Origin of the sequence: Kitasatospora sp. NPDC028055, assembly GCF_040637885.1 — a bacterium.
GTDB lineage: Bacteria > Actinomycetota > Actinomycetes > Streptomycetales > Streptomycetaceae > Kitasatospora.
Genome location: NZ_JBEZXE010000022.1, coordinates 40,832 through 52,264 on the forward strand (window position 1 = coordinate 40,832; position 11,433 = coordinate 52,264).

An 11,433-nucleotide genomic window follows, 5' to 3' on the forward strand; every position below is an offset into this window, starting at 1 on the left:
AAGATTTCTCCGACGGGGATGTCAAGACGGCGGCCCCGGCTCCGACCACCCGGTCGAGGGGCCCCCACGGGGCCCGCCCACCACGAGGAGTACGCGATGAAGTTCCTGATCAGCCTGCACATCAACCCGGCCGTGCTGGACGCGCTGACCGACGAGGAGAAGGCGGCGATCGGCGCCGGGCACGGCGCGTTCATCGAGGAGTTGAAGGCCTCCGGCGAACTGATCGTCACCCAGGCGCTGGTGGACCCGTCGCAGGCGGCCGTGGTCACCGTCCGGGACGGCCAGCCGGTGGTGACCGACGGCCCGTTCCTGGAGGCCAAGGAGTTCCTGGGCGGCTTCTACCTGCTCGACTGCGAGGACAAGGAGCGGGCCATCGAGCTGGCCGCGCGGATCCCGGACGCCGCGATCGAGGGGCTGGGCGTCGAGGTGCGCCAGGTGATGTTCTCCGACGGACACTTGGAGGCATGACAGCACCGGACTTCGAGGACCTGCTGCGGGAGCTCACGCCGCAGGTCCTCGGCACCTTGGTACGACGGTACGAGCGCTTCGAGGGCTGTGAGGACGCCGTTCAGGAGGCCGTCCTCGCCGCCGCCGTGCAGTGGCCCGAGGAGGGCGTACCGGACAACCCGCGCGGCTGGCTGGTGACGGTCGCCTCCCGGCGGCTGGTCGACCGGATCCGCAGCGACCGCGCCCGCCGCGAGCGCGAGTACGCGACCACGGCCACCGAGGTGCTGCCCGAGGACGTGCCGGACACCGACGACACCCTGGTCCTGCTGTTCCTGTGCTGCCACCCGGCGCTGACCGCCGCCTCCCAGACCGCGCTCACCCTGCGCGCCGTCGGCGGCCTGACCACCGCCGAGATCGCGCGCGCCTTCCTGGTGCCGGAAGCCACCATGGCGGCCCGGATCAGCCGGGCCAAGCAGAAGATCCGGGCCGCCGGCAGCTCCTTCGCCCTCCCCGAGGGCACCGAGCGTGAGGAACGGCTGCGGGTCGTCCTGCACGTGCTCTACCTGATCTTCAACGAGGGGTACACCGCCTCCTCGGGCAGCGAACTGCACCGCACCGACCTCGCCCAGGAGGCCGTCCGGCTGGCCCGGATCGTGCACGCCCAGCTGCCCGGGGACTCCGAGGTGACCGGGCTGCTCGCCCTGATGCTGCTCACCCACGCCCGCCGGGCCGCCCGCACCACCGCCACCGGCGACCTGGTCCCGCTGGCCGAACAGGACCGCACCGCCTGGGACCGCCCGCTGCTCGACGAGGGCACCGACCTCGCCAAGGCCGCCCTGGCCGGCCCGGCCCTGGGCCCGTACCAGCTCCAGGCCGCCATCGCCGCCACCCACGCCGACGCCGCCACCGCGGACCGGACCGACTGGGCCCAGGTGCACGCGCTCTACCTGATCCTGGAGCGGATCGCCCCCAACCCGGTGGTCACCCTCAACCGCGCCGTCGCCCTCGCCGAGCTGAACGGCCCACGGGCCGGCCTCGACCTGCTCGCCACCCTGGACGCCGACCGGCGCCTGGCCGACCACCACCGGCTGCTCTCCGTCCGGGCCCACCTGCTGGAACGCGCCGGCGACCGGACGGCCGCCTACGACCACTACCGCCGCGCGGCCAGGGCCACCGCGAGCCTCGCCGAGCAGCGCTTCCTGGAAGCCCGGGCCCGCCGGCTGCAGCCCTGACGGGCCCTACGCGGCCCTACAGCCCCAGCGCCGTCCGGTACCAGGGCGCCGCCCCGGCGAGGCGGGCCAGCGGGCCCGGGCCGGGCGGGCAGGCGGCGAGGCGCCAGATCGCGTCGCTGCGGTACCAGTGGTCCCGGGCGACCATGGCGAACTGCCGTTCGGAGACCAGGCCGGGCGCGGCGGCGAGCCGTCGGCGGCACTCCGCCCAGGGCAGCGCCGGGCCGTCCTGGGCGGGCAGCAGGCCGAGCCCGGCGAGGGCGTCGAGCAGGTCGCCGCTGCGGACCGGCTCCGGGTGGGCCGCGTGGTGGACGCCCGTCACCCGGTCCGGGGCGTCCAGGGCGAGCCCGGTGACCAGCCGGGCCAGGTCGGTCCGGTCCACCAGGGAGAGCCGGGCCGTGCCGCCCGCCCAGCGGCCCGGGACCCTGCGGGCCAGCTCGGCCAGGGCGGGCACCACCCAGCGGTCGCCCGTCCCGGTGACCAGGGCCGGGCGCAGCACCGCGGCACCGGCGGCCAGGGCGTGCCCCTCGCCGAGCAGCCGGGTGCGGCTGGCCGCCGACAGCGGCGCGGCCGGTACCCCGCCGACCCCGAGGTCCGTGTGCGGGCCCTCGCCGTACACCGCCGTGGTCGACAGGTGGACGATCCGCCCGACCCCGGCCCGGGTGGCCGCCGCCATCACGGCCGCCGTGCCCCGGTCGTTCACGGCCGCGCACTCCTCCTCGCCGCCGGCGACCCTGGAGGCGAGGTGGAGCAGCACCCCCGCGCCCGCGCACAGCCCGTCCAGTGCGGAGCGGTCGGCGAGGTCGCCGGGCACCCAGGCGGTGTGCCCGTCCGCGACGGGCTCCCCGCGCACCAGGGCCCGCACCTCCACACCGCGGGCCGCGAGGGCCTCCCGTACGGCCGAGCCGATGAACCCGGTGGCCCCGGTGAGCGCGACCACGGGCCGCGCCCCGGGCCGCTGTGCCGCCGCCATGCCTGGCTCCTCCCTGCCGACCGGCCGGTCAGTCTAGCGATGCCCCACCCCTCACCGGCCGCCCGCCCACCCGTACGGAGGGGGCGGCGGCACGCCCGGGGTAAGGCCCACCTAGGCTGTATGCCAAGCAAAACGGGCGAACCGGACCCCCAGCGGGGACCACAATGACGGAAAGCGGGACCCGCCGATGGGCGACGGAATGTCAGGAATGCACCACCACGGCGGGATGACCCCGCTAGGCCCGTTCACCCTCTCCAACGTCTGGACCTGGTCCCCCGACTGGGTGTTCCTGCTCGGCGGCCTGGTTGCGCTGGCGCTGTACCTGACCGGCGTGGTCCGGCTGTACCGGCGCGGCGACCGCTGGCCGATCGCCCGGGTCGTCGGCTGGGTCGCGGGCGTCGCCAGCATGCTGCTGGTCACCTGCAGCGGGCTGAACGACTACGGCATGGTGCTGTTCAGCGCGCACATGATCCAGCACATGGTGCTGTCCATGCTGACGCCGATCCTGCTGCTGCTCGGCGCCCCGATCACGCTCTCGCTGCGCGCGCTGCGCCCGGCGGGCAAGGGCCGGCCGCGCGGTCCGCGCGAGCTGCTGGTGGCACTGCTGCACAGCCGGTACGTCCGGGTGATCTCGCACCCGGCGTTCACCATCCCGATGTTCATCGCCAGCCTGTACGGGGTCTACTTCACCCCCGCGTTCGACTTCCTGATGCAGTACCGCCTCGGGCACATCTTCATGATGGTGCACTTCCTCATGACCGGTCTGACCTTCTTCTGGCCGATCATGGGCGTCGACCCGGGCCCGCACCGCCCCGGCCACGTGATGCGGATCATCGAGCTGTTCATGGGGATGCCGTTCCACGCCTTCTTCGGCGTGGCGGTGATGATGGCCGGCCACCCGCTGGTGACCACCTTCACCGTCCAGGGCGCACCACCCGGGACGGACCTGCTGGAGGACCAGAAGCTGGCCGGCGGCATCACCTGGGCGTTCGGCGAGATCCCGACCGCGCTCGTGCTGATCGCGCTGGTCTACCAGTGGATGGGCTCCGAGCAGCGGCAGGCCCGCCGCCGGGACCGCTCCGAGGAGCGCACCGGCGACGCCGAGCTGGAGGCGTACAACGCCTACCTGGCCTCGCTGCACAGGAAGGGCCAGCGCCCGGCCGCCGCCCCGGCCGCCGCGCCCACCGCCACCCCGGCCCCCACCCCGGCGGCCGACGCCGGCTGAGCCCCCGGCCCGCCCGCCCGGAGCACCCGGAGCCCACGCCCTCCCCGGAGCCCACGCCCCCGGAGGACGTGGGCTCCGTCATGTCGTGGAACGGCCGTTCGACCGGGCGCGTTCGAGGGGTATGCACGCCCTGTTGCTCCCCGCCGTCCTGCTCGGCGGGTACGTCCTGCTCTGGCTGCTCGGCTTCCTCGGCTGCGCGCTGTTCCAGTGCCGCCGCCCGGTGCCCGCCGGGGCCGACTACCTGGTGGTCCTGGGGGCCGCGCTGGACGGCTGCGAGCCCGCGCCGACCCTGGCGGCCCGGCTGGACGCCGCGCTGGAACGATTCGCCGCCGAGGAGGCCGCCGGGCACGCGCCGCTGCTGCTGGTGACGGGCGGCAAGGGCCCGCACGAGGAGTGCACCGAGGCCGGTGCGATGGCCCGCTACCTGCTCGCCCGGGGCGTCCCGGCCGAGCGGATCCGGCGCGAGGAGCGGGCCGTGAACACCGCCGAGAACCTGCGGTTCAGCGCCGCCCTGATGGCCGCCGAGCGCCCCGGCTACCGCTGCGCCGTCATCACCAGCGGCTTCCACACCGTCCGCTCCGCCCTGGCGGCCCGCCGGGCCGGCGCCCCCGCCCGGGTGCTCGGCGCGGACGGCCCGCTCGCCCACGGCCCGTACCAGCTGCTGCGCGAGGCGGTCGGCACCGCGCTCGCCCTGCCGCGGGCCAACGGCGCCGCCCTCCTGCTGCTGACCGGGGCGGGAGTGGTGCTCGGCCTGGCCTGAGACGCGAGGAGGCCCCCGGGCCCGCCGCAGCGGTCCCGGGGGCCTCCCGGTGCCTCAACCCGGCCGGTGTCAGCCGAGGTTGGCGATCGCCTCGTTGAAGGTCTTCGACGGGCGCATCACGGCCGCGGCCTTGGCCGGGTCCGGCTGGTAGTAGCCACCGAGGTCGACGGCCGAGCCCTGGACGGCGATCAGCTCGTCCACGATGGCCTTCTCCTGCTCGGTGAGCGCCTTGGCCAGCGCGTCGAAGGCCTGGGCCAGCTCGGCGTCGGCGGTCTGCTTGGCCAGCTCCTGGGCCCAGTACATGGCCAGGTAGAAGTGGCTGCCGCGGTTGTCGATGCCACCGAGGCGGCGGCTCGGCGACTTGTCCTCGTTGAGGAAGGTGCCGGTGGCGCGGTCCAGGGTGTCGGCCAGCACCTTCGCGCGGGCGTTGCCGGTGCTGGTGGCCAGGTGCTCGAAGCTGGCGGCCAGCGCGAAGAACTCGCCCAGGCTGTCCCAGCGCAGGTAGTTCTCCTTGACCAGCTGCTGGACGTGCTTCGGGGCGGAGCCGCCGGCGCCGGTCTCGAACAGGCCGCCGCCCGCCATCAGCGGGACGACCGACAGCATCTTGGCGCTGGTGCCCAGCTCCAGGATCGGGAACAGGTCGGTCAGGTAGTCGCGCAGCACGTTGCCGGTGACCGAGATGGTGTTCTCGCCGCGGCGGATGCGCTCCAGCGAGAACTTGGTGGCCTCGACCGGGGACATGATCTCGATCTGCAGGCCGGTGGTGTCGTGCTGCGGCAGGTACGCCTTGATCTTCTCGATCAGCACGGCGTCGTGGGCGCGCTCGGCGTCCAGCCAGAACACGGCCGGGTCGCCGGTGGCGCGGGCGCGGGTGACGGCCAGCTTGACCCAGTCCTGGATCGGCAGGTCCTTGGTCTGGCAGGCGCGGAAGATGTCGCCGGGCTGGACGGCCTGCTCCAGCACCACGTTGCCCTCGGCGTCGACCAGGCGGACGGTGCCGGCGGCCGCGATCTCGAAGGTCTTGTCGTGGGAGCCGTACTCCTCGGCCTTCTGGGCCATCAGGCCGACGTTCGGGACCGAGCCGATGGTGGCCGGGTCCAGGGCGCCATGGGCGCGGCAGTCGTCGATGACGGCCTGGTACACGCCGGAGTAGCTGCTGTCCGGCAGCACCGCGAGGGTGTCGGCCTCCTGGCCGTCCGGGCCCCACATGTGGCCGGAGGTGCGGATCATGGCCGGCATCGAGGCGTCGACGATGACGTCGCTCGGCACGTGCAGGTTGGTGATGCCCTTGTCGGAGTCGACCATGGCCAGGGCCGGGCCCTCGGCCAGCTCGGCCTCGAAGGAGGCCTTGATCTCGGCGCCGTTCTCCAGCGCGTCCAGGCCGGCCAGGATGCCGCCGAGGCCGTTGTTCGGGTTCAGGCCCGCGGCGGCCAGCGCGTCGCCGAAGCGGGCGAAGGTCTGCGGGAAGAAGACGCGGACGACGTGGCCGAAGATGATCGGGTCGGAGACCTTCATCATGGTGGCCTTGAGGTGCACCGAGAACAGCACGCCCTCGGCCTTGGCGCGGGCGACCTGGGCGGCCAGGAAGTCGTTCAGGGCGGCGGCGCGCATCACCGAGGCGTCGACGACCTCGCCGGCCAGCACCGGGACCTTCTCGCGCAGCACCGTGGTGGTGCCGTCCTGGCCGAGCAGCTCGATGCGCAGGGCGCCGTCGGCGGCGATCACGGTGGACTTCTCGGTGGAGCGGAAGTCGTTCTCGCCCATGGTGGCGACGTTGGTCCTGGACTCGGCGGTCCAGGCGCCCATCCGGTGCGGGTGGGTCTTGGCGTAGTTCTTGACCGACAGCGGGGCCCGGCGGTCCGAGTTGCCCTCGCGCAGGACCGGGTTGACGGCGCTGCCCTTGATCTTGTCGTAGCGGGCGCGGACGTCCTCGTCCTCGGCCGTGCGGGGCTCGTCCGGGTAGTCCGGCAGGGCGTAGCCCTGGGCCTGGAGCTCGGCGATGGCGGCCTTGAGCTGCGGCACGGAGGCCGAGATGTTCGGCAGCTTGATGATGTTGGCGCTCGGGGTCTTGGCGAGCTCGCCGAGCTCGGCCAGGGCGTCGCCGATCCGCTGGGCCTCGGTCAGACGCTCCGGGAAGCTGGCGATGATCCGCCCGGCCAGGGAGATGTCACGGGTCTCCACCCGGACGCCCGCCGTCGAGGCGTACGCCTGGACCACCGGCAGGAACGAGTAGGTCGCCAGGGCCGGAGCCTCGTCGGTGTGCGTATAGATGATGGTCGAGTCAGTCATCGAAACTCCGCTTCACGTCTCCAACGTCTTGACGTCAAGATATCTCGTCCCGGGCCCCGCTCTCCACCTCCCCCCGCTCCGGAGCGCGCGCCGGTCGGATCGGGGAGCCCGCGCGGGGCGCGACCGGGGGCCCGATCCACCGTGGTCCGGTGCGCGGCGCACGGCAAGCGGAGCGCTCCGGAGCCGTACGGGACGGGCGGGGTTGGGGCGGTCGTACGACACCGTTCGGGCCGAATTCGGGCCGATGCGGAACTGGTGTAGTCCAATCGGGTGAGCCGGGTGTCAGGAGTGCGTCAACGCACCACCCCATTCGGTCAACGCTGCGTCAGGACCGGCGCCGTCCGGCCGGACCCGGCCTAGCGTCGGGACGAGCAGTTCCGGCAGTCACCACCACCCCACTCGGGAGCATCCGCATGGCCTGCGTCGTCTGGCACGTTCCGGTCACCACCACCGGCACCGGAAGCACCGCCGCCCTCCGCCTCTTCCGCATGCGCAACGGCGTCCGCTGCGCCGTCGGCTTCTCCAGCCCCGAGGCCCTCGCCGCCCTCCTGGGGCCGGACCAGGCCTACACCGAACTCGGTGAGGCCGCGCTGCGCAACCTCACCAGGCCGCTCGGCGTCGACACCCTGGTGCTCGACCCGGGACTGGTCGCGCCGCCGGTCACCACCCCCGCCACCGTCGGGGCCGCCACCCCCGCCCCCCTCGGGGCCGCCACCGCCACGGCTCCGTCCCCGACCCCGACCGCCCGCCTCCAGCACCGGTGACGGCCCCGCTCCAACTCGTCCCGGACGGCTTCGACCCCGCTCCGGGCCACCCGGAGCAGGCCCGGGCACTGCACGCCATCGCCCGGATCAGCCACGGGCCGGTACCGCTGGACTTCGACCGGCTGGCGGCGGAGTTCCCGGCGGTCCAGAGCGGCCTCGCCCTCGCCGGGGACGCCGACCTGGAGCTGCGGCTCGCCTGCACGGGCCCGGAGGAGCTGCGGGCGGTGGCCGCCGCGCTGCACCGGTCGGGCGCCGCCAAGGTCCGGATCGACCTGGTGCTGCGGTCGCTCACCCCGGCACCGGTGGCGCTCCGGCCGGTGCCCTGAGAGCTGCGGCAGCGGCGGACCGGCTCACTCGAACCCGGGGCGCGGGTTCGGGTTGACCGCCTGGCCGTCGATCTCCGCCCCCCAGGCGTCCACCCCGCCGGCGTCCACGCAGTAGCCGCTGCCCTCGACGTGCCCGCCCGCGGCCCGGCAGGTGGCGGCGGTGACGTCGCGCCGAGCGGCCCCCGCCGCCGAGGCGGTGGGGGCCGCGGCCCCGGCGGCGAGCAGGACGGCGGTCGCGGTCGTGACGGCCACCCGGGCCGCGCGTGAGGTCATCATGCGGCCCACGACAGCACGGCGGCGCGCCCCCGGCGACCACAGCTCGCCCGCCCGGGTGCACGCCGCCGCGCCGACGCCCTACGTCCGGGCCAGGGCCGCGATCGCGGCCAGCAGCAGCGCCGAACCGGCCACCAGGCCCGCGGTGACCGGCTCGCCGAGGAAGAGCACGCCGATCGCCGCCGCCGTGGCCGGCTCCAGCAGCACCAGCACCGAGGCGGTGGTGCCCGGTACGGCCGTCAGCCCGGAGAAGTACCACCGGTAGGCGAGCAGCGTGGGCACCGTCCCGAGGAACAGCAGGGCTCCCCCGGTCAGCGCCGGCTGCCCGGTGCTGGGCAGCACGCCCTGGAGCGCCGCGAACGGCAGCAGGCAGAGCAGGCCGGTGGCGAAGGCGCCCCGCCCGGCCCGGGCCGAACCACCGGCCCGGGCCCAGAGGGTCAGCCCGCTCTGGCCCGCGCCCGCGAGCACCGCCAGGCCGACGCCCAGCACCGGCCGCAGCCCGGCGGCCGGGGCCGCCACCAGCAGGGCCAGCCCGCCGAGGGCGAGCGCGACGGCGGCCACCGCCCGCCCGGTGAGGCGTTCGCCGAGCAGCAGGTGCCCGCCGAGGCCGGTGAGCACCGGCCCCGCCCCGATGGTGACCAGGGTGCCCAGCCCCAGTCCGGCGTAGTGCACGGAGGCGAAGTAGGCGCACTGGCTGACGGCCAGCCCGAGGCCGGTCAGCACGGCGGCGCCGCGCCCGCCGCCGGAGGCCCGCCGGGCCCCCGAGGGCAGCAGGGCCAGGCAGAGCGCCGCGACGCCGAAGCGCCAGCAGGAGACGGCCACCGGGCCGAGTCCGCTGGTCCGCATCAGCAGCGCGGCCACGGCTCCGCCCACCCCCCAGGCGACGGCGGCGGCGGAAATGGACAACAGGCCGTGCCGGAACGGCACGGCGGCGTAGGAGGTCATGCGTCGGTACTCCACGATGGCTCGCCGGTTCAGGTCCACGGGGTACGCGGACGGCGGTCATCGCCCCGGCGCGGAGGGCTCTCCCGCCGGGCCGGGTCCGATCGGTGCGCCGCCCGCTAGCGGACCGGCGGCGGCAGGATCACGAAACGCACGGAGCCAGCCTACGCCGCGCCTCCAGCGGCATGGCTATGCGGTTCAGGTCATTCCCATGAATGAGTGGGGCGGTCCATATTGCCGGACCGGACGGCGTAGCTCAATTCACGCTCAAATACTGAACCTACTCGCGAGTCACGTAACACGCTCATGAACAGATGGCCCCCTACCTGCACGGATATCTGGCAAAGAAAGTAAACATTCAGCAATGGAATCTGTGCAGAGGTCTATGAATAGCCCTACTGTGTGGCAACTCTCGCGCTCCGCCCACCCCGGAGCCCCCACACACAGAGAGATCATCCATGGCTTCCCTCAACCAGATCTCGCCGCCCGGCCAGAGCTCCGGCACCACCGGGACCGCACACCGGTCGCTCAAGCGCCACGTCGGACTCGTCGGCCTCATGTGGGCCTCGGTCGGCTCGATCATCGGCTCCGGCTGGCTCTTCGGCGCGAAGAGCGCCGTCACCGCCGCCGGACCGGCGGCCGTCATCTCCTGGGGCATCGGCGCCGTCGGGATCGTGCTGCTCGCACTCGTGCACGCCGAGCTCGGCGGGCTCTTCCCGGTCTCGGGCGGCACCGCGCGCTACCCGCACTACGCCTTCGGCGGCCTGGCCGGCATGTCCTTCGGCTGGTTCTCCTGGCTCCAGGCGGCCACCGTGGCACCGATCGAGGTGGAGGCCATGATCGGGTACGCCAAGGACGTGCCCTGGGCCAGCGGACTGCAGAACGCCAACGGCACCCTGACCACCAGCGGATTCATTGTCGCGACCCTGCTGATGGCGGTATTCGTCGCGGTCAACTTCCTCGGTGTGAAGGTCCTCGCCCGGACCAACAGCATCGCCACCTGGTTGAAGATCTTCGTTCCTCTGCTCACGATCTTCATGCTGGCGATCACCAGCTTCCACGCCTCCAACTTCACCTCGCACGGATTCGCCCCCTTCGGTGCCAAGGGCGTGCTCGCCGCGATCAGCACCAGCGGCATCATCTTCGCCCTGCTCGGCTTCGAGCAGGCCATCCAGATCGCCGGCGAGAGCCGCAACCCCAAGCGCGACATCCCCCGCGCCGTGCTGGGCTCGGTCGCCATCGGCACCCTGATCTACACCCTGCTGCAGGTCGTCTTCATCGGCGCCCTGCCGGTCACCGCCTTCGCCAACGGCTGGGCGAAGCTGGACTTCCCCGGCATCGACGGCCCGTTCGCCGGCCTGGCCACCCTGGTCGGCCTCGGCTGGCTCTACTACGTGCTCAAGGTCGACGCGGTGATCTCCCCCGCCGGCACCGGCCTGATCTACACCACCTCCACCTCGCGCATCTCCTACGGCCTGAGCCGCAACGGCTACGCACCGCAGAAGTTCGAGCAGCTGGACCGCAACGGCGTGCCCTGGTTCGGCCTGATCCTGTCCTTCGTGACCGGCGTGATCTGCTTCCTGCCCTTCCCGAGCTGGCAGCAGCTGGTCGGCTTCATCACCTCCGCCAGCGTGCTGATGTACGCCGGCGCACCGCTGGCCTTCGGCGCCCTGCGCCGCCGGCTGCCCGACCGTGAGCGCTCCTACCGGCTGCCGCTCGGCGGCGTGGTCTCCCCGGCCGCCTTCGTGGTCGCCAGCCTGATCATCTACTGGGCCGGCTGGCAGACCCTGTCCCGCCTGGGCATCGCCATCGTGCTCGGCTACGCCCTGCTCGGCGGCTACGCGGCGTACGCGATCAAGAACCGCCTGCCCAACGCCCCGCGGCTCAACTGGAAGGCCGCCCAGTGGCTGCCGGTCTACCTGCTGGGCCTCGGCCTGATCTCCTGGCAGGGCGGCTTCGGCAACGGCACCGGCCGGATCCCGATGTGGTACGACATCGGGCTGGTCACGGCGTTCTCGCTGGTCATCTACTACTGGGCGATCCGGGTGGCGCTGCCCGCCGAGGAGATCGAACGGGAGGTGGCCGACGTCGAGGTGGTCGACGCGGGCGGTCACTGACCGCCTGAGCACCCCCCTGACCCCCGAGACTCCTGACGCATGACACCCGGGACCTGACACCCGGGACTTGACAGAACGGGCCCGCCGG

The 11,433-nt window shown here is 73.5% G+C and carries 11 protein-coding genes; 7 read left to right on the forward strand and 4 right to left on the reverse strand.

Features of this window, described 5'->3' with window-relative positions:
- Positions 1 to 96 precede the first annotated feature (96 nt).
- Positions 97 to 468: a YciI family protein gene (locus tag AB0F71_RS21995; protein WP_360237061.1), complete on the forward strand. Its 372-nt coding sequence runs from the start codon at positions 97 to 99 to the stop codon at positions 466 to 468.
- Positions 465 to 1,679, forward strand: coding sequence for a sigma-70 family RNA polymerase sigma factor (locus AB0F71_RS22000; RefSeq protein ID WP_360237064.1), 1,215 nt, complete (start codon positions 465 to 467; stop codon positions 1,677 to 1,679). The genes AB0F71_RS21995 and AB0F71_RS22000 overlap by 4 nt, the downstream gene beginning before the upstream one ends.
- 16 nt (positions 1,680 to 1,695) lie before the next feature.
- On the opposite strand, the gene AB0F71_RS22005 is transcribed toward AB0F71_RS22000, so the two are convergent.
- On the reverse strand, positions 1,696 to 2,649 hold the full coding sequence (locus AB0F71_RS22005; protein WP_360237067.1) for an NAD-dependent epimerase/dehydratase family protein: 954 nt from the start codon (positions 2,647 to 2,649) through the stop codon (positions 1,696 to 1,698).
- A 208-nt stretch (positions 2,650 to 2,857) separates the two neighbouring features.
- On the opposite strand from AB0F71_RS22005, the gene AB0F71_RS22010 reads away from it, so the two are divergent.
- Both AB0F71_RS22010 and AB0F71_RS22015 read left to right on the forward strand, forming a co-directional pair.
- Complete coding sequence (locus tag AB0F71_RS22010) at positions 2,858 to 3,874, forward strand: cytochrome c oxidase assembly protein (RefSeq protein WP_360237070.1); 1,017 nt, start codon at positions 2,858 to 2,860, stop codon at positions 3,872 to 3,874.
- A 133-nt stretch (positions 3,875 to 4,007) separates the two neighbouring features.
- Positions 4,008 to 4,634, forward strand: coding sequence for a YdcF family protein (locus AB0F71_RS22015; protein WP_360237073.1), 627 nt, complete (start codon positions 4,008 to 4,010; stop codon positions 4,632 to 4,634).
- Positions 4,635 to 4,703: 69 nt separating this feature from the next.
- On the opposite strand, the gene AB0F71_RS22020 is transcribed toward AB0F71_RS22015, so the two are convergent.
- Positions 4,704 to 6,923, reverse strand: a complete 2,220-nt coding sequence (locus AB0F71_RS22020) for an NADP-dependent isocitrate dehydrogenase (RefSeq protein WP_360237076.1) — start codon at positions 6,921 to 6,923, stop codon at positions 4,704 to 4,706.
- Between the two features lie 413 nt (positions 6,924 to 7,336).
- On the opposite strand from AB0F71_RS22020, the gene AB0F71_RS22025 reads away from it, so the two are divergent.
- Together AB0F71_RS22025 and AB0F71_RS22030 are read left to right on the forward strand one after the other, a co-directional pair.
- On the forward strand, positions 7,337 to 7,687 hold the full coding sequence (locus AB0F71_RS22025) for an SAV_915 family protein (protein ID WP_360237078.1): 351 nt from the start codon (positions 7,337 to 7,339) through the stop codon (positions 7,685 to 7,687).
- Positions 7,684 to 8,013: a hypothetical protein gene (locus AB0F71_RS22030; protein ID WP_360237081.1), complete on the forward strand. Its 330-nt coding sequence runs from the start codon at positions 7,684 to 7,686 to the stop codon at positions 8,011 to 8,013. The genes AB0F71_RS22025 and AB0F71_RS22030 overlap by 4 nt, the downstream gene beginning before the upstream one ends.
- 24 nt (positions 8,014 to 8,037) lie before the next feature.
- On the opposite strand, the gene AB0F71_RS22035 is transcribed toward AB0F71_RS22030, so the two are convergent.
- Both AB0F71_RS22035 and AB0F71_RS22040 read right to left on the reverse strand, forming a co-directional pair.
- Positions 8,038 to 8,289, reverse strand: a complete 252-nt coding sequence (locus AB0F71_RS22035; protein ID WP_360237083.1) for a hypothetical protein — start codon at positions 8,287 to 8,289, stop codon at positions 8,038 to 8,040.
- 78 nt (positions 8,290 to 8,367) lie between these two features.
- Positions 8,368 to 9,231 carry an EamA family transporter gene (locus AB0F71_RS22040; protein WP_360237085.1) on the reverse strand — a complete coding sequence of 288 codons (864 nt, stop codon included), beginning with the start codon at positions 9,229 to 9,231 and terminating at the stop codon, positions 8,368 to 8,370.
- A 455-nt stretch (positions 9,232 to 9,686) separates the two neighbouring features.
- Here AB0F71_RS22040 and AB0F71_RS22045 point away from each other — a divergent pair, with 455 nt between their 5' ends.
- A complete protein-coding gene (locus AB0F71_RS22045) occupies positions 9,687 to 11,345 on the forward strand; it encodes an APC family permease (protein ID WP_360237087.1) in 1,659 nt (552 codons plus the stop codon).
- The last annotated feature ends 88 nt before the right edge of the window (positions 11,346 to 11,433 follow it).